Source organism: Acidobacteriota bacterium (assembly GCA_039683095.1).
Classification (GTDB): Bacteria; Acidobacteriota; Aminicenantia; order Aminicenantales; family Saccharicenantaceae; genus RBG-16-66-30.
Genome location: JBDKSB010000012.1, coordinates 199,231 through 216,816, shown reverse-complemented (window position 1 = coordinate 216,816; position 17,586 = coordinate 199,231). Strand labels below are relative to the sequence as shown.

Below are 17,586 nucleotides of genomic sequence, written 5' to 3'. Positions count from 1 at the left end.
CATGGCGAAACCCGATGTCACGATCGGCAACGCGACCAAGCGATCCGATTTCCTTAACCTGGTCAAGTACGTCTCCCAGGGCGACTATCTCGATGGCTCGGCGGCCGACACGACGCTCACGACGGCGGACTTCGGCCGGACCGTCATCATCAACTCGGCGTCGGCCCGAACCGTCTACCTGCCGTCTGTCGATACCCCGCAGATCGGCGGCTGGTTCCGGATCGTAAAGCTCGGCGCCGGCAACGTCACGATCGACGCCGCCGACTCCGACACGATCAACGGCGGGGCGGCCGGCGGCACTCTCGTCAACAACGTGGCGGGGGAGACCTTCGCCTATGTCACCATGAGGCTCGTCAGCGCGACGGCCTGGATCATCGAGAGCGGCGTGGGGACCTGGGCGACATCCGCCAGGACGCACTTCCTGAGCCTCGAGTCCGACCGGACGAACCTCGTCCTGGCCGGCCAGGAGCTCACCGGGGCCTTGACGCTCCCAGAGATCGCGACGCCGGCGACCCCCGCGAGCGGCAAGGGGAAGGTCTATTTCAAGTCCGACAACCGCCTCTACGCACTCAACGACAACGGCCAGGAAGGGCGGCTCGTTCAGCTGATGGAGGTCCTCCCGGTCATGGCCGATAGGAGGTGGGCGGCGGCCCGGGCCACGGGTTCGGCCCTGCTCCAGACGCTCATTGATCTCCTGGCGTCGGGAACGGGCTCTATGACCTTCTCCTCGACCATCCCGCATTATGCCCGCTTGGTCACGAACACCACGGCCGGCAACACCGAGCAGCTTCTTTCCCAGAACTCCTCGCTCCTCGTGACCCCGGCGCAGCTCTTCGACATCACCTGCCGGATTCAGTTCGAGACGCTGACTAACGTCCGGACGTGGATCGGCCTCACCGACGCCGCGTTCACGACCGATACCGAGGATCCCGCGAGCCGGCACTTGGCCATGTTCCGTCATTCCTCGGCCGTAGGGTCGAACATCTATGCCCTGGTCAAGGATGGAACGACGCTCTCGGCATCCGACACCGGGATCGCCGCGGCGGCCTCCTGGTTCACCCTTCGGATCGTCGCCGTCTCGAGCGGCCAGGTCGACTTCTACATCAACGGGACGAAGGTCGTCTCGAAGACGGCGAACCTGCCGACGTCGAACCTCCTGCTGATGATCATGGTCATGACAACGTTGGATATGGTGGCTTATCTCCGGGTCGGATCGATCTCGGCTGCCTTCAACGGATAGCCGGCCCAGGCGATGGCTGATCAGGGAAACGAAGATTGACATCTTTTTCGTGCCCGGCTATAATGCCTCCAATCCTCCGGCCCGGTGGGCGCGGAGGAGAGAGCCTCTGGTCAAGATTTGGACAATGGTACCTGAGGCGATTAGCGTAAGCTACAGATAGAAAATCTGATAGCCGAACAGATACATGGCCCGCTAGCTCAATTGGTAGAGCAGCAGACTCTTAATCTGCGGGTTGTAGGTTCGAGTCCTACGCGGGTCATTTTTCATGCCTTGGCTAACGCAAACCCATCATACTAAAAGCAATGGATCTGATTTCGTGTTCCCGGCAAACTGAAGCATCGCCCTTTTTGCCGCCAATTTCTGCGATCTTAGCTTTGCGCTTTTCCCCCGCGAAAACCGCCGATTATAGCCCTTTTTAATCCCTTTTATTCTATCAATTTGTTTGTTATCATTCAATTGCGTTAGCCAAGGCGCAACGACAACGAGGAGAATCTCATGAGCCCAGAGCAGGTCCGCCGGCGGGAATTCCTCAAGAAGATGGCCGCCGCGGCGGCGGCCGGGACGGCGGCCACGACATTGATAGGGGCGGTTCCGTCCGGTGATACTCCCGTTCCTGACCCCCGAGGGACGACCCGCTCCGGAGCCGGTCCTGCTGCCGCCGGCTTCGATCCGAAAGGCCTGCCGACCGTGGCGCTCGGCAAGAGCGGGGCCCTCGTGCCGCGCATCGGCATCGGGCTCGGCAGCCGCTTCTGCGCCGTCCTCGACGAGGACAAGGCCGCCGGGATCCTCGAGGCGGCGCTCGACCACGGCTTCTATTACTGGGACACGGCCGGCGACTACACGAACAAGGCGATCGTCAGCGAGGAGCGGATCGGCCGGGTCCTGGAGCGCCGCCGCAAAGAGGTCTTCCTGGCCACCAAGTTCGAGGAGCGCTCCTACGACGGCGTCATGCGCCAGCTCGAGACGAGCCTGAAGCGCCTGCGGACCGACCACATCGACCTCTACCAGGTCCACCTGATCGAATCCATGGCCGACCTGGACACGCTCGGCCTCGCCGGCGGCGCCCTCGACGCCCTGTGCAAGATCAGGGACCAGAAGATCGCCCGGTTCATCGGCTTCAGCGGCCACGTCGACGCCGCGGCCATGGCCGAGGCGGCCCGCCGCCACGACTTCGACACCATGCTCATCGCCCTCAATCACTACGAGGAGCGGCACGGCGACTTCGAGAGCGGGGCCATCCCGGCCGCGGCCGCCCGGAAGATGGGCATCATGATCATAAAGTCCGTCCGGCCCCGCGAAACGGTCCCGGGGCTGGCCGCCACGGACCTCATCCGCTACGCGCTGACCCTGCCGCACGTGCACGCGGCGGTCATCGGCACGGACAGCGTTGACGTCGTCCGCAAGAACGCCGCGCTTCTGCGCGACTTCCAGCCCCTGTCGCCCGAGGAGATGAGCCGCCTGACGGTCAAGCTCGAGCCGTTCTTCGCCGGCGCGGCCCTGCCCTGGATGAAGCCGGGCTACCGAGACGGGGAGGCCTGTTGAACGGCCGGGCGGTCCCGGTCCTGGAGGCCGCGGCGGCCCTGGCGCTGCTCGCGGCCGTCGCGGTCGTCGCGGCCGGCTGCCGCGCGGCCGGAACGGGGCCGCGGCCCGTAGCCTCGAGCGACTTCGAGGACGGCCGCGCCGACGGCTGGGCCCCGAACGACCCCTCGCATTGGCGCGTCGCGGACGAAAAAGGCTCAAAGGTCTACGAGCTGACCGCCCCGGGAAGCCCGGGTCTGATCCGGGCGCCGACCTCGGTTTCCGTGCTCTCGGGACACGACGCCGGGTCCTTCGAGTTCAGCGGCCGGCTGCGCTGCTCGACAGACCCCGCCGTCGCCGTCCGCGACATGGACGTCATCTTTCACTACCAGGATCTGGCCCATTTCTATTATGTCCATTTCGCCGGGACGAGCGACGCCGTCCACAACATCATCGGCCTGGTCAACGGCGCCGACCGGATCAAGATCAACCTCGAACCGGCGGGGAAGTCGGTCTTCCGGCTGACCGACCTGGCCTGGCACGCCTTCAAGGTGGTTTGCGACGCGCGGACCGGGGAGATCCGGGCCTATCTCGACGATATGACGGCTCCCATCCTGACCGCCCGAGACCGGACCCTGACCCACGGCCTCGTCGGCGTCGGCTCGTTCGACGACACCGGCGCCTTCGACGACCTGATGCTGTTCACGCCTGCCTTGGCTAACGCAACCATCTCATATTAAATCAATTAGCGAAGATATCTGGTTTCCGCCAAACTGATGCCTCGCCCTTTTTGCCGCCAATATCGGCGATCCGGGTTATGAGCTTTTCCCTGGAAAAAATCGCCTGAAAGAGCCCTTTTGGACCCCGTGATTGACTTAAATATTTTTATATCAGATATATACGTTAGCCAAGGCACAAGACGCCAAGACGCGATGGTGGGTTTTACCGATCCGGCCGTTCCTGATAAGATGGAGGCCGGAGCCGCCCGGATGATCTCGCCTCGAACGGAGCCCGACCCATGTCCATCCGCAACATCTTGAAAAAGCCGGACGACCATCCTCGGCCGGCCGCCGCGGAAGACGCCTGCGTCTTGCTCGAGAGCCCCGAGGATTTCGACGCCGCCGTCGCCTCCCGCGACCGGCTCATGATCATGCTCTACGCCTCCTGGTGCCCGTTCTCGCAGGAGTTCCTGCCGATCTACCTGGCCCACGCGGCCACCGGCGACCCCTGTTACGCGCGGATCATCGTCGACGACGACGACCCGCTCGTCGAGAGATACGGCGTCTCCGTCTTTCCAACCCTCCTTTTCTTCGAGAAGGGACAGCTCGTCCGCCGCCTGGACGGGACCTATCACCGCGGCCTGACCCACGGCCAGCTCCGGGATTTCGCCCGCCGCTGCGCCGTCCGCTGAGCCCGGCCCCGGCGCTCTCCCGCCCGGGCCGGGGAGCCAGCCGCGGATCCGGCCGGGACGGTCTCCCGGGTGGGGGCCGCCCGCGGCGCCGCCAGCCTCCGGATTGACAGGCAACGCGGATTCTGTAATTGTAGTTCGGTATCCCGGAAGCGACAAAAGGCTGAAAGGCTGGACCCATGAAGAACCATCCCGCCCTGACCGTCCTCCTGGCCGCGGCGATCGCCTTGGCCCTCAACGGCTGCTCCGCGAACGACGACGGCGGAGGCGACGACAACGTCCAGACCTACAAGCAGATCCTGAAGCTTGCGGCCAGCAATATCGCCGACAGCGACAGCTTCGGCTACTCGGTGGCCATGGACAGCAACTTCGCCATCGTCGGCGCTCCGGGCGCCAACGGGAACGGCACGGACCGCGGCAAGGCCTATATCTTCTCCAAGTCCTCCGACGCCTGGACCGAGGTCAAGATCCTCTCCGCCTCGGACGACAGCGACTACGATTATTTCGGCGTCTCGGTCGACATCTCCGGCGATTACGCCGTTGTCGGCGCCGGCGGCGAGAACGGTACCGGGACCGACATGGGCGCCGCCTACGTCTTTTACCGCAACCAGGGCGGCACGGATAACTGGGGCCAGGTCAAGAAGCTGACCGCCAGCGACCGGGCGGACGACGACAACTTCGGGTACGGCGTGGCCATCAGCGGGGACACCGTCCTCGTCGGCGCCGACGCCGAGGACGGGGCCGGCACCGACCGGGGCGCGGCCTACGTCTTCCTCAAGGACGAGGGCGGGGCGGACAACTGGGGCCAGGCCAACAAGATCACGGCCAGCGACGGCGTGGACGTCGATCAATTCGGCTACTCCGTCGCCCTCGACGGGGACCTGGCCTTCGTCGGCGCGCCCCGGGTGAACGGTGACGGCACGGCCCGCGGCGCCGTCTACATCTTCTCCCGCGACCTCGGCGGCGCCGGGGTATGGGGCCAGGTCAGGAAGCTCACGCCGGCGAGCCCCACCGACAACTCCTGGTTCGGCAACTCCGTGTCCATCCGGGGGGCCCTGGCGGTCGTCGGCGAAGCTTGGTACGACGGCGACGGCACCAACCGTGGCGCGGCCTACGTCTTCGGCAAGGACAGCGGCGGGACGGATAACTGGGGCCAGATCAAGAAGCTGACGGCGAAAGACAAGCACGACAACGACTTTTTCGGCTACAGCGTCGCCGTGAACGGCACGAACGTCGCCATCGGCGCGCCCTGGGCCCCGGGCGGCGGCACGGAGCGCGGCCAGGTCTATGTCTTTTCCGAGGACGAAGGCGGCACCGACAACTGGGGCCAGGTCCAGTATCTGAGGTCGAGCGACGCCTCCAACCAGGATTGGCTCGGATTCTCGGTCGACATCTACGGCCTGTATATCCTGAGCGGCTCCGTCGGCGAGGACGGGGCCGGCACCGACCGGGGCGCGGCCTACGTCTTCAAGAAATCCTAGTCCCGCCCGCGTCCGGGCCGGCCGGGGCCGAGACCGAAAGCGATGCCGATGCCGAGATACGATCTGGCCGTCGCCTACGATTGGGAATACGACGCGGACTTCGTCCGTCTCGTCGCCTCGGCGGCCCGCAACCGCGGACTGAGCGTCCTTATCGTCCGGCCGGCCGAGGCCGGCCGGGCCCTCGCGGACTTCCGTTCCGGGGCCCTGGACTTCAGCCTCCTGGTCGACCGCGCTTCCGGGTCCTCGCCGGAGTTCATCGAGCTGCAAGCCCTGGCCCTGGCCCGCGGCCGGGACGTCCTGGAGGGGTTGGACAAGCTGCGCTGGGCCTCGGACAAGGCGACCATGCACCTGGAGTTCCTTTCGGCGGGCATCCCGGCGCCCTATACGGTCATCCTGCCGTCGTACGCCGCCCGGCCCCATATCGCCCTGGCGCCCGGCGACCTTGCGCCTCTCGGCCTGCCGTTCGTAATCAAGCCGGCCAACACGACCGGCGGCAGCCTCGGCGTCGTCATCGACGCTTCCGGCCCGGCCGAGGTCCTGGCGGCGCGCCGGACCTACCCGGCCGACAAGTACCTGCTCCAGGAACGGATCGTGCCCGAGGTGCGGGACGGGCGCCGGTTCTGGTTCCGCGGCTTCTACGTCCTGGGCCAGGTGCATCTGGCCTGGTGGGACGACCGGACCCATGTTTACGCCGAACTCGGCTACGACCAGGCCGCGGCCGCGGGCCTCGAGGCGATGTACGCCATGGTCCGGTCGATCGCCCGCGTCTCGAGGCTGCGGTTCTTCTCGACCGAGCTGGCCCGCGACGTCCGCGGCCGCCTCGTCGCCGTCGATTACGTCAACGAGATCTGCGACATGAGGCTCCGTTCGGCCCACGCCGACGGAGTGCCGGACGCCGTCGTCGAGCGGATCGCCGACCGCATCGCCGCCCACGCCGCCGAGGTCGCGGCCCGGCGGGACGAGGCCGGCGAAGAGGGGGAGGCCTGACATGAAGATGCGGGGACTCATTCTCGGCCTGCTGCTGGCGACGGTCGCCGTCGCCTTCATATTCTTCGCCAAGGTCGGGAAGGACGGCCAGGGCGGGCTTCAGACCATGACCGGCAAATACGCCGAGTCAAGGATCAGCCTGACCAAGGTCAACCTGGAGACCCTGTCGCGGGAGATCCAGTCTTATGCGGCCGAGTCGGACGGCCGCCTGCCGGAGACGCTCGAGGAGATGCGGCGCCTGCACCCGGCGGCCGCCGCCGTGACCGACGCCTGGGGCAGGAAGATCCGCTATGAGCGGCTCTCGGATTCGGGCTTCCGGCTCCGTTCGGCCGGCCCGGACGGCGCCTTCGGCACCGGCGACGATATCACCGGCGATTTCTGACGAACAGCCGCCTCAGCCGCTCCCTGAGCGTCGGCTTGGCCGGCGCCTCGCCGATCTCGAGCTTGCCGATCGACTTGCGGAAGGCGGCCTTGGGCGGGAAATAGGGGGCCTGCCGGAGCAGGGCCAGGTCGTATTCCCGCCGCCGGGCCGGGTCGCGCAGGGTTCGGAAAGCCTCCTGGACGCGCTCGAGGACGAGCTGCCGCTCGGCTTCCGATACCAGGCCGTAAAGGGCCAGCGATCCATCCTTATAGGTGGCCAGGGCGGCCTGGTAGCCCTCCCAGATCTCGTCCTGGGAGGCCGTCCGCTCCACGGAGAGGAGCTCGTAGTAGTTCCAGTCCTCGATTCTCTTCAGCATCATGCTTCGGGCAGGCGGATCTCGGGCGGCGTCCGCAGGGTGAATTCGATCGAATAGGCCAGCTCCTCGGACATCCGCCGGATGGCCCTGGCCGCGGCCGAGTCCCGGTGGTCGGGGTAGTACGGCCGGAGGCCGCGGAGCGACTTCTGGACGTCCTCGTCGTAGGGCACGGCGCCGAGGTACTTCATGTCGATGAGCAGGTAGCGGCGGGCCACGTCGGCCACGGACCGGCCCAGCAGCACGTCGCGCTCGTCGCGTGCCTTGTTCATGACCAGGCAGGGCCGGAAGCCTCGCAGGGCCCGGTAGAGGATGGTCCCGTAGGACCGGTCGCTCTCCATGAGCGACTTGAAGAACCCGTAGAGCGACTGGGAATTCTTCTCGATCTGGTCGAGCATCTTCTGGTGCAGGTCCCGGATCTTGTAGTGGTCCATGTAGAGCTTGAGGACCCGCATGATGCAGGACTTCAGGAACAGGTAGGTGTTCTCGATGGCCGTCGGCTCGGGCGTGGCCACCACCACGCCGGGATTGGCGCTGAGGAAGAAATCGAGCGTGTTGTAGCTGCTGCCGGTGCCCAGGTCGAGGATGACGTTCTTCGTCGGGAGCTGCCGGATCTGGCGGAGCAGCCGGAGTTTCCGGAAGTGGGCCAGGTTGGCGATGAACAGGATGTTCTCGGAGCCCTTGATCAGGCGCAGGTTCCTGTAGGGGGTCTCGACGGCCGCCTCCTCGAGGTTGGCCGCGGCGCCCGTCAGGAAGTCCCCTAGATCCGGATGGGAGGGCTTCATCCCCAGGAGGGTGTGCAGGTTGGGGGCGCCTAGATCGGCGTCGATCAGGACGACCTCGCGGTCGAGGGAAGCCAGGTGCAGGCCGAGATTCGCGGCGACGAAGCTCTTGCCAGTGCCGCCCTTGCCGCCTCCGATGGCCCAGATCCGCTTATCCATGCTCCATCAAGCCTTAGCCCCGACGGTCATTTCTACCATAGATGCCGTCACATTTCAACGCGGCCAGGGCGAGCGGGCCCGGGCCGGGACTCCCGCGGACGCCTCCCCGGCCCGCTATGGTCCACGGTCCTGAAGCGGCGGACAAGGCACGGCATCCGATCGACCGCCCCGAACGTCAGGCGGGCCGGGCCTCTTCGCCCTCGGCCGCAGGTCCCTTCTTTTTCTGCCAGGCCTTGCGGATGAGGATCAAAACGGCCAGAAGGATGAGCGCGATCATGGCCCGGGCGCCCCAGAGATAGGGGCGGTTGGCCGGGTCCTTGCCCGTCATCAGGAACTCCTTGACCGCGTCCTGCCAGGTCCAGACGCCCAGCATGATCAGCAAGTAGAGGGGCGTGATCCAGGTCAGGACGAACTTGAAGAACCCGGGGACCTTGAGGTCGGCGCCCTTATGCATCTCGGTCCAGCCCTTCTTGAGCCCGAAGACCCAGGAGAAGAGGATGATCTCGATGGCCGCGAAGACGACCAGGCCGAACGTGCCGGCCCAGAAGTCGAGCTCGTCGAGGAAGCCGAACCGGAAGAAGGCTATTACGATCGCCGACATGACGACGAGCACGGAGAAGACGGCGATGACCGCCTTCTCCCGCTTCCACTTGAACTCGTCCTCGAGGAAGGCGATGGCCGGCTGGGTCAGGGCCACCGACGAGGTGATGCCGGCGATGAAGAGGAGGAAGAACCACATGCCGCCGAAGATCTGGCCGAACGGGATCTTCTGGAAGATGACCGGCAGGGCCTGGAAGCCGAGGTTGAAGGCCCCGCCCTGGGCGATGACCTGCGTCTCCGCCCGCCCGAAGAAGGCCACGGCGATGGGGATGGCCACCGTGCCGCCGAGGATGACCTCGGCGAACTCGTTGGTGGAGGCCGTTGTCACGCCGTTCAGGGTGATGTCCTGGTTCTCCCGGACGTAGGAGGCGTAGGTGTTGATGATGCCCTGGCCCAGGCTCAGGGTGAAGAAGATCTGGCCCGCGGCGACGAGCCAGACCGAGGCCGAACCCAGGCGGCTGAAGTCAGGGTTCCACATGTAGCCCATGCCGCTCGCGATGTTCATCTCCGGATGCGTCGGGTCGGGCGTGCCCATGGTCAGGACCCGGACGACCAGGACGATGCCGAAGATGAAGAGCAGCGGCATGCCGTACTTGGCCAGGACCTCGATGCCCTTGGAGATGCCCTTGTAGAGGAAGTAGAAATTCAGGGCGATGGTGATGCCCCAGAAGATCAGGACCGGCGCCAGGCCCTGGAAGAACTGGTTCGATTCGATCCCCTGGAAGCCGCGCAGGAACTGGCCCATGGCCTCGCGGTTGGCGTGCCCGAAGTACCGCCCCGTCACCGAGAACCAGGAATAGCCCAGGCACCACGATTCGATGAAGTTGTAGTAGATGACGATGATGAAGGGGATGACGATGCCCAGGGCCCCGAGGTACTTCGACGGCGCCTTCTTCCAGAGCAGGGCGAGCATGCCCGGGGTCGTGCCGTGGCCGTGGGCGCCGCCCATGCGGCCGATCGTCCACTCGACCCACATCATCGGGATGCCGAGGAGGAGGAAAGCCACGAAATAGGGGACCATGAAGGCGCCGCCGCCGTTGGCCGCGGCCTTGACCGGGAAGCGGAGGAAGTTGCCCAGGCCGATGGCGTTGCCGGCCACGGCCAGGATGAGGCCGATGCGCGAACCCCACTGCTCGCGGCCCCCGGCCTCGACGACAACATCGGGCTTCTTGGCGAACAGGACCCGGGAGAAGCAATAGACGGTCAGGGTCAGGATGAAACCCCAGCCGAAGACCAGGAACGACCAGCCGCTGGCGCTAATGCCTTGAGTCATGGGACCTCCTCGAGGGATCGCGAAGGGGTTTGATACCACAGGAAGCCGCGCCTGTCAAAACAATTGCCCCGGCCTTGCGTTTCCGGGCGCTTTCTGCTATCCTTAACGTCCGTATCTGCCTAATTATCCACAGGAGCCGACCGACTTTGGACGCATTCGGGAATATCGACAGCAAGTACCGTTTCATCATCCTGGCGGCCAAGCGCGCCAAGCAGCTCCTCAAGGGCGCCAAGCCCAAGATCGAGACCAGGTCCAAGAACCCGATCCGCATCGCCCAGGCCGAGGTCCGGAACGGTCTCGTCGAATACGAGATCATCCCGACCAGGATGGACGACGTCCCCGAGCGCGAAGACCGCATTTTCGTGGGCGGCGGCGTCCCCGAGGAGGCCGTTGAATCCGACGGCCTGGCCGGCAAGGATGTCGCCGATGAAGCGACCGATCTCGGAGGCGAAGAAGAAACGCCGGAAGCCGGGGAAGAGTCCGAGGACGAGAACGAGGACGTCGAGGGCGAGGAAGACCTCGGCAAGGAAGACAAGGAAGAGTAGCGCCGGTCCGCCGGCGGCTTAGTCCGCTCCGGCCGGTTCCACCCGGCCGCTCAGCAGATCCACATAGCTCCGGGTGATGAAGTCCGCCCGGCCGAACCCCAGGGAACGGGCGAAGCGGGTGATCTCGTGGCGCTCCCCCTCGAGCTCGATGAAGTCGCCCGCCGCCGTCTCGTCGATGCAGACGGTCAGCCGGCTGGTCCGGAGCACGGTCCGGCGCTTCCGGTAGGAAAACGTCTCGCGCAGTCCCAGGGCCCGGAGGATCCGCCGCGTCTCCTTCGGATCGCGGACCTGGGTCTCGAACTCCTCCCGGACCTTGAAGGACCGGGACCCCCGCCTTTCCCCCTTGAAGGTCAGGGCGGCCCGCCGTCCCGCCGTCCGCAGCCGCAGCGCCCGGCCCGCCTGCCGGAGCGCTCCGGAGGCGAAATCGAACAGGATGTTGGTCTCGAGGTGCCGGTCCCGGGCCACCACGGCGCCCAGGGCCAGGACCTTCGCCCGCCAAACCTTCGGATCGTCGATCCGGATCTTGACTTCTATCTCGGTCATGGGCCCCTCGCGTCACCTCATCGCTTGCGCAGGAGGCCGAAAACGGCCAGCCGGACCAGCGTCTCCTTGGGCGTGGTGTCCGGGAAGGGCGCCATGGCCTCGAGCGACTTTTCGGCGAACTCCCGGGCCCGGCCGGCGGCGTAGTCGAAGGCGCCGGCGGCGGCCAGGCCGTCGAGGAGCCCGCGCCGGTCCCCGGCGGAGATGTCCTTCCGTCCCGCGAGGGCCTCGATGCGCTGCCGCCCGGCCCGGTCCCCGGACGAGAGCGCCCTGATCAGGGGCAGGGTGATCCGGCCCTCGCCAAGGTCGGACAGGACCGGCTTGCCGAGGATCCCGGGATCGCCCCTGAGATCGAGCAGGTCGTCGACGATCTGGAAGGTCATGCCCAGGTTCAGGCCGTAGCCGGCGACGGCCTCCTCCTCTTCGGGCGAAGCCAGCCCGAGGATGGCGCCGATGCGGCAGCAGACGCCGAACAGGGCCGCCGTCTTGTTCCGGATGATCTCCAGGTATTGCCCTTCCGTGATATCCAGGTCGCACGACCGGGAGTACTCGTCGAGCTCGCCCTCGATCATCCGGGCCGAGACGTCGGCGATGAGGCGGATGACCCGCTCGTGGCGGGACTGCAGCGACAGGCCGATGGACTTGATGTAGAGGTAGTCCCCTAGCAGGACGGTGATGTTCGGGCCCCACTTGGCGTGGACGGACTCTTTGCCGCGGCGGACCCCGGCGTTGTCGACGATGTCGTCGTGGATGAGGCTGGCCGTATGCAGGAGCTCGACGAGAGAGGCCAGGAAGACGGACTCCTCGCTGCCCGGGCTGAACAGGCGGGAGGTCAGCAGGACGACGGCCGGGCGCAGGCGCTTGCCCTTCTTGCGCAGGACGTAGCGGCTGATCTCGGCCGTCAGGGGGTTGGCCGACCGGGACCAGGACTCGAGACGGTCCTCGACCCGGTCGAGGTCCGGCCGGATCTCCTGGTAGAGCGAGGACATGTCCTTCCACTCGGGGACGGCGGACCAGCGGTCGACGAGCGGGGTGGCGGACGTCATCGGTAGTTCGTGAACTGCATGTGAATGCCGAGGTCCCGGCCGCGGAGGAAGGCCAGGACCTCCTGGAGGACGTCGATCTTGGCCGAGGAGACCCGGACCTCGTCGCCCTGGATGGCGACCTGGGCCTTGAACTTCTCCGCCTTGACCAGCCTGACGATCTCGCGTGCCTTCTCGATCGGGATGCCGGCCTGGAAGAGGACCTCCTGCTTGACCGTGCGGTTGGCGCCGTCCTCGACGCGGCCGTACTGGAGGGCCTTCAGGGAGACCTTGCGCTTGACCAGCTTCTCCTCGAGGGCCGTCCGCAGAGCCTTGATCTTGAAATCGTCCTCGGCGACGAGGCTCATCTTCTCCTTGTCGAGGACGATGTCGACCCGGCTGTTCCGGAAGTCGAAGCGGTTCCGGATCTCCTTCAGGGTGATGTTGACGGCGTTCGCCACTTCCTGCATGTCGAGGCGGGAGACGATGTCGAACGAATGGTCCAGGCCCATGGCGGGGCTATCTTAGCATCGGCCTCAGGCTTTTTCAAACGGGAACAGGCGGGCGAAATTCCTGGTCGTGGCCTCGGCCAGGTCCTCGAGGGCGAGGCCCCGGAGCCCGGCCAGGACCCGGGCCGTCTCGACGACGAAGGCCGGCTCGTTGCGCCGCCCCGCGCCGCGGTAGGGGACGGGCGCGAGGTAGGGCGAATCGGTCTCGACGAGCAGGCGGTCGAGCGGGACCCGGGCGGCGACCTCGCGGAGAGCGCCGGCCTTGGGGAAGGTCAGGATGCCGGAGAACGAGATGAGGAAGCCGCGGTCGAGCATGGCCGAGGCGACCGTCCAGTCCTCCGTGAAGCAGTGGAGGATGCCGCCGCGCCCGAAGCGCTCGCCGTCGACGGAGGCGATGATGTCCGCCCCGGCCAGGCGGCTGTGGAGGATGACCGGCAGACCGGCCGAACCGGCGAAGGCCAGCTGGGTCCGGAGGGCCTGGAGCTGCGACTCCCGCGGCGAGAAGTCGTAGTGATAATCGAGCCCGATCTCGCCGATCGCCCGGATGGCCGAGCGGCCGGCCAGGGCCCCGAGCTCCCGGACATGGTCTGAGGTCAGGTCCTTGGCCTGGTGGGGATGGACGCCGGCCGCGGCCAGGATGGGGCCGAACTCGGCGGCCAGGGCCTCGATCGCGGCCAGGCTGGCCGGGCGGGTCAGGTCGGCCGGGCAGAGGATGGCCGCCAGGCCGGCCGCGAAGGCCCGGCGGACGACTTCGGGCCGGTCGGCGTCGAACTCGGGCATGTCGAGGTGGGCGTGGGAATCGACGAGACGGGGCGGATCGGCCATGGGAGGAAAGAAAAAGGGGGCGCGCGCCTAGGCGGCGCGCGCCCCCCAGGAGCTTACTGGGCTATCTTGGTTTTCAGCTTGGTGAGCGGGATCGCGCCGTAGCTGACCAGCTTCTGCAGGAACTCCTTGGCGTTGAAGGACTGGCCCTTGAGCTTGCGATAGTCCTTCTCCATGTCCAGGATCTCCTGGTAGCCGATGTAGGACTGGGCGCCCACGCCGGGGTTGAGCACGATCTGGTTCCAGCGGCGCTCGGCCTCGGTCCTGGTCATGAAGCCGCGGACGGTCATGTAATCGAGGACCTTGTCCTTGGTCCAGGTGCCCTCGTTGACGTTGATGTCCATCTGGAAGTCGATGACGGTCTTGAGCATGAGCTTGAGCTGGTTGAGGCGCATCCGGAGGTCATAGTTGCCGTAGCCGGATTCCATGAACACGTCCTCGAGGAAGATCGGCCAGCCCTTGAGCAGGCCCTGGTTGGCGGCTATCCGTCGGATGACGGAGGGGTCCTTCCGGGTCATGGCCAGCGGCACGAACTGACCGGGGAAGATGTTCTGGACGATCATGAAGTCGACGTAGTAGTTGTTGTGCTCCTCCAGGAACGACGTCGCCGCGTCCGCCGGCCAGTCGGCGGGAACGGGCCTGACGTAGAGGGTGTAGGGCCCGGAGGCTTCGAAGGCGCCGGGGTGCGACAGGACGGTCCATCTGCCCGGCAGGCCATAGGCCGGCATGGGCTCGATGGCCAGCGCGTCGGCCGGCAGCTCGATCACGTTCTGCTGCTGGATGAAGGTCTTGAGGCTGGCCGCGCCGGCGTTGATGCGGCCGACGAACTCGTCGCGGCCGACGTGATCGCCCTTGATCTTGTCGAGCACGCCCTGGATGACGATGTTCTTGGTCTGCTCCTCGCCCTTGGTCCGGCCGAGCTGCTCGATGTCGACGTTGGGGTACATGATCTTGTAGAAGGGGATGCAGACGAGGAACATCTCCCGGCGGATGTTGTTGAAGTCGGCCAGAGAGCGCTGGACCACTTCCTCGAGGATGGGCAGGTTGCCCTGGGTCGTCCGGCGCAGCAGGCGGAGGTGAGGATCGGGCATGCGGAAGTTGCCGGTCGACTTGGCCAGGAGCTCGCCCTTCAGCCAGCGCTGGTAGTCCTCGAGGGCCGCGACGGCCTTGCCGGCCTCGGCCTGGAGGGCCGCGGCGCCGCCGGAGAGCTTGGGGATATCCACGCGGTAGAAGTCGAGGATGGCCGGCATCTGGTCGATGGCCGCCTGGGTGTATTCCTGGGGCGGGTTCTTCAGGCTGTCCTTGGCCCGCTTGACCAGGCCGGGGATGAGCTTGGCCCGGGCCGTGGCCGCGGCGACGTTGGCGCCGCCGTTCCTGACGAGCAGGCTCTGCAGGCTCTGGACGAACAGGTCGTTGTAAAGGAGCGGATTGTCCTGCCAGGGGAGGGTGTACTGGAGCTTGAGGAACTCGAGGTCGAGGAAGTCGAGGAACATCCCGTGGTCGATCTGGTTCTCGGCGGAGAGCTTGGTCATGTCGATCTTGGTGACCAGCTCCTGGTTGAAGCCGTCCAGGATCTCGTTGAACTTGTCGAGGGCCCCTTCGCTCGGGTCTTCGAGCTTATCGTTGTACTTCGCGTAGCCCTGGATGGTCCCGGCGGTCGGGTAGAACTTGAAATAGGCGTCCCAGAACGTGTCCTGGAACTTCTTGAACTTGGCGTCCTCGGCCGACTGGGCCAGCAGGGCGCCGGTCGCGCAGGCGAACAGGGCCAGCGCGGCGACGACGACGGCTGTCTTTTTCATGCGCTCCTCCTCAAAAGGTCTGGCAAATCCTAGCACAGTTGTCCTTTGCCTGACAAACCCTTTTATAACCCTGTATATGAATGGGAGCCAGGCCTACCAGCGGAGGAAGGCCGACGCCCACGTATACCCGGAGCCGAACGAGGCCATGGCGACCAGGTCCCCCCGCTTGATCCGGCCGCCCCGGACGGCCTCGTCGAGGGCGATGGGGATGGACGCGGCGGTCGTGTTGCCGTAACGGTCGATGTTCCGGATGACCTTCTCGAGAGGGATCTTGAGGGCCTTGGCGACCTGGAGAGAGATCCGGTCGTTGGCCTGGTGGGGGATGAGGGCGTCGATGTCCTCGATGGCCAGGCCGTTGCGCTCCAGGCCGGTCCGCACCGCCTCGGGCATGCGCTGGCAGGCGTTGACGAAGACGTTGCGGCCCTCCATCTTGGGGAAGAACCGGCCCTCGTCGAAGAGCCGCTGCTGGAACGTCGGATGGTCCGAGGAGCTGGGCTTCTCCATCCAGAGGTGGTTGGCGAAGTTGCCGTCGGCGTAGAGGTGGGTGGACAGGAGGCCCCGGCCGTCGTCGCCGGGGTTGGGCTCGAGAATGATCGCTCCGGCCCCGTCGCCGAACAGGACCGACATGTCGCGGCCCTTGTCCGAGTAGTCGAGGACGCCGGACTGGACCTCGGCGGCGACGAGGAGGATGCGCTTGTAGGTCCCCGTCCGGATGAACTGGTCGGCGACCGACAGGGCGTAGATGAAGCCGCTGCACTGGTTGCGGACGTCCAGGGCGCCGGTCGTGCCCAGGCCCAGCTTGGCCTGGACGAGGACGCCGATGCCGGGGAAATAGTGGTCGGGGGACAGGGTCGCGGCGACGACGAAATCGATGGTCGCCGGATCGATCCCGGCGTTCTCGATGGCCCGGCGGGCGGCCTCGACGGCCAGGTCGGACGTGTTGACCCCGGGTTCGACGTGGTGGCGCTCGACGATGCCGCTCCGTTCGCGGATCCACTCGTCGGACGTATCCATCAGCTTTTCGAGGTCGTGATTGGTGACCACGCGGGGCGGCACGTAGTGGCCGGTGCCGGTGACGATGGTCCGCGGTGCGCTCATTCTAATTTTCATTATAAAGGATGCCTCCCGAAAAATAAACTCCGGACCGCGGCGGCCCGGGTCACAACAGGCCTTTCCAGAGGTACCAGGCGATCGTCTCGCCCAGGCCCTGCTCCAGCGTGAAGATCGTCTCGAAGCCCAGCTCGCGGCGGGCCAGGGCCGCGTCGGCCACCCAGCCGTCGGGCTTCATCTGCCTGATCTTGCTGACGTTGATCAGGCTCTGGTCGACACCGATGAGGCGCCCGATGCCTTCCGAGGCGACCGAAGCCAGGTAGGCCGACCAGAACGGCACGTAGACCGGCACCGTCCTCTTTCCGAGGAGGCGGGCGGCGATCCGTCCGACGTCCTCCCAGCCGCAGGGCCGGGGATCGGCCAGGTTGAAGGTCCGCCCGCTCGGCAGCCTGTCCCTTCCCGCCAGGAGGCAGGCCCGGACGGCGTCCCTGACGTAGATCAGGCTCATGACCTTGCGGCCGCCCAGGATGGGCCGGATGCCGCGCCTGATCCAGCGGAAGAACTCGAGGAAGTCCTCGTCCCGGGGGCCATAGATGGCCGCCGCCCGGAGCAGGACCACGGAGAAGCGGTCCCTGCGCTTCAGGACCTCCTCCTCGGCCTGGAGCTTGCTCTCGCCGTAAGGGGAGATCGGGTGAGGCGGCTCGTCCTCTGTCACCCCACGGCCGGGGGAGGAGGGGCCGACGGCGGCCAGGCTGCTCAAGTGGACGAAGCGCAGGCGCTCCGACTGACCCTCGAGGGCCCGGAGGAGATTTGCCGTGCCGTCGCGGTTTACGGTATAATAATTGGCCGGTCTGAGGGTTTTGGTCACTCCGGCCAGGTGGTAGACGCAGGTCAGCCCGGCCGGCAGGCGGGGCGGGCTCCCGAGATCGCCGGCGATGAAGCGGACCCCCTCGACCCCCTGGAGCCAGCGCGGCTTCGACGGGTCGCGGACGAGGGCATAGACCTCGGCGCCGGGTTCTTCGAGGAGGGCCTCGACGAGATGACTCCCGAGGAAACCTGTTCCTCCGGTGACCAGCACTCGCATCGGCGGCATTCTATGAGATTCGGCCGCCGCGGT

At 66.3% G+C, this 17,586-nt stretch carries 18 protein-coding genes and 1 tRNA gene; 9 read left to right on the top strand and 10 right to left on the bottom strand.

Going from position 1 to position 17,586, the window contains the following annotated elements:
- Window position 1 precedes the first annotated feature (1 nt).
- The 8 genes from ABFD52_08800 (at window position 2) to ABFD52_08765 (ending at window position 7,016) form a co-directional block, all read left to right on the top strand.
- A complete protein-coding gene (locus ABFD52_08800; GenBank protein ID MEN6560857.1) occupies window positions 2-1,240 on the top strand; it encodes a hypothetical protein in 1,239 nt (412 codons plus the stop codon).
- Between the two features lie 186 nt (window positions 1,241-1,426).
- Window positions 1,427-1,499, top strand: a tRNA-Lys gene (locus ABFD52_08795).
- Window positions 1,500-1,735: 236 nt separating this feature from the next.
- Window positions 1,736-2,782 carry an aldo/keto reductase gene (locus ABFD52_08790; GenBank protein ID MEN6560856.1) on the top strand — a complete coding sequence of 349 codons (1,047 nt, stop codon included), beginning with the start codon at window positions 1,736-1,738 and terminating at the stop codon, window positions 2,780-2,782.
- Entirely contained in the window at window positions 2,779-3,498 is a 720-nt protein-coding gene (locus ABFD52_08785; GenBank protein ID MEN6560855.1) for a hypothetical protein, read from the top strand. The genes ABFD52_08790 and ABFD52_08785 overlap by 4 nt, the downstream gene beginning before the upstream one ends.
- A gap of 278 nt (window positions 3,499-3,776) precedes the next feature.
- A complete protein-coding gene (locus ABFD52_08780; GenBank protein MEN6560854.1) occupies window positions 3,777-4,169 on the top strand; it encodes a protein disulfide isomerase family protein in 393 nt (130 codons plus the stop codon).
- 176 nt (window positions 4,170-4,345) lie between these two features.
- On the top strand, window positions 4,346-5,647 hold the full coding sequence (locus tag ABFD52_08775) for an FG-GAP repeat protein (GenBank protein MEN6560853.1): 1,302 nt from the start codon (window positions 4,346-4,348) through the stop codon (window positions 5,645-5,647).
- 48 nt (window positions 5,648-5,695) lie between these two features.
- Complete coding sequence (locus ABFD52_08770; protein ID MEN6560852.1) at window positions 5,696-6,634, top strand: hypothetical protein; 939 nt, start codon at window positions 5,696-5,698, stop codon at window positions 6,632-6,634.
- A 1-nt stretch (window position 6,635) separates the two neighbouring features.
- Window positions 6,636-7,016, top strand: coding sequence for a hypothetical protein (locus tag ABFD52_08765; GenBank protein ID MEN6560851.1), 381 nt, complete (start codon window positions 6,636-6,638; stop codon window positions 7,014-7,016).
- On the opposite strand, the gene ABFD52_08760 is transcribed toward ABFD52_08765, so the two are convergent.
- From ABFD52_08760 to ABFD52_08750, 3 genes are all read right to left on the bottom strand, one after another.
- Window positions 7,000-7,374 carry a DnaJ domain-containing protein gene (locus tag ABFD52_08760; protein ID MEN6560850.1) on the bottom strand — a complete coding sequence of 125 codons (375 nt, stop codon included), beginning with the start codon at window positions 7,372-7,374 and terminating at the stop codon, window positions 7,000-7,002. The two genes, ABFD52_08765 and ABFD52_08760, sit on opposite strands and share 17 nt — an antisense overlap.
- Window positions 7,371-8,309, bottom strand: coding sequence for a P-loop NTPase (locus ABFD52_08755; protein ID MEN6560849.1), 939 nt, complete (start codon window positions 8,307-8,309; stop codon window positions 7,371-7,373). The genes ABFD52_08760 and ABFD52_08755 overlap by 4 nt, the downstream gene beginning before the upstream one ends.
- 175 nt (window positions 8,310-8,484) lie before the next feature.
- Window positions 8,485-10,182 (bottom strand): sodium-dependent transporter, encoded by a 1,698-nt coding sequence (locus ABFD52_08750; protein MEN6560848.1) that lies wholly within the window; start codon window positions 10,180-10,182, stop codon window positions 8,485-8,487.
- Between the two features lie 146 nt (window positions 10,183-10,328).
- Between ABFD52_08750 and rpoZ the strand changes: the two genes are divergently transcribed.
- Window positions 10,329-10,727 carry a DNA-directed RNA polymerase subunit omega gene (gene rpoZ, locus ABFD52_08745; protein MEN6560847.1) on the top strand — a complete coding sequence of 133 codons (399 nt, stop codon included), beginning with the start codon at window positions 10,329-10,331 and terminating at the stop codon, window positions 10,725-10,727.
- A gap of 18 nt (window positions 10,728-10,745) precedes the next feature.
- Here the strand turns inward: rpoZ and cyaB are convergent, their stop codons facing one another.
- The 7 genes from cyaB to ABFD52_08710 all read right to left on the bottom strand — a co-directional run bounded on the left by cyaB (window position 10,746) and on the right by ABFD52_08710 (window position 17,553).
- The gene (gene cyaB, locus ABFD52_08740; protein MEN6560846.1) at window positions 10,746-11,270 is read right to left on the bottom strand and encodes a class IV adenylate cyclase; all 525 of its coding nucleotides are present in this window, start codon (window positions 11,268-11,270) and stop codon (window positions 10,746-10,748) included.
- Between the two features lie 17 nt (window positions 11,271-11,287).
- Window positions 11,288-12,313, bottom strand: a complete 1,026-nt coding sequence (locus ABFD52_08735; GenBank protein MEN6560845.1) for a polyprenyl synthetase family protein — start codon at window positions 12,311-12,313, stop codon at window positions 11,288-11,290.
- Window positions 12,310-12,801 carry a YajQ family cyclic di-GMP-binding protein gene (locus ABFD52_08730; GenBank protein ID MEN6560844.1) on the bottom strand — a complete coding sequence of 164 codons (492 nt, stop codon included), beginning with the start codon at window positions 12,799-12,801 and terminating at the stop codon, window positions 12,310-12,312. Before ABFD52_08730 ends, ABFD52_08735 begins: the two co-directional genes overlap by 4 nt.
- 24 nt (window positions 12,802-12,825) lie before the next feature.
- On the bottom strand, window positions 12,826-13,623 hold the full coding sequence (locus ABFD52_08725) for a TatD family hydrolase (GenBank protein ID MEN6560843.1): 798 nt from the start codon (window positions 13,621-13,623) through the stop codon (window positions 12,826-12,828).
- A 53-nt stretch (window positions 13,624-13,676) separates the two neighbouring features.
- Entirely contained in the window at window positions 13,677-15,419 is a 1,743-nt protein-coding gene (locus ABFD52_08720; GenBank protein MEN6560842.1) for a DUF885 family protein, read from the bottom strand.
- Between the two features lie 93 nt (window positions 15,420-15,512).
- Window positions 15,513-16,517 carry a beta-ketoacyl-ACP synthase III gene (locus ABFD52_08715; protein ID MEN6560841.1) on the bottom strand — a complete coding sequence of 335 codons (1,005 nt, stop codon included), beginning with the start codon at window positions 16,515-16,517 and terminating at the stop codon, window positions 15,513-15,515.
- 61 nt (window positions 16,518-16,578) lie between these two features.
- Window positions 16,579-17,553, bottom strand: a complete 975-nt coding sequence (locus tag ABFD52_08710) for an NAD-dependent epimerase/dehydratase family protein (GenBank protein MEN6560840.1) — start codon at window positions 17,551-17,553, stop codon at window positions 16,579-16,581.
- Window positions 17,554-17,586: the final 33 nt, after the last annotated feature.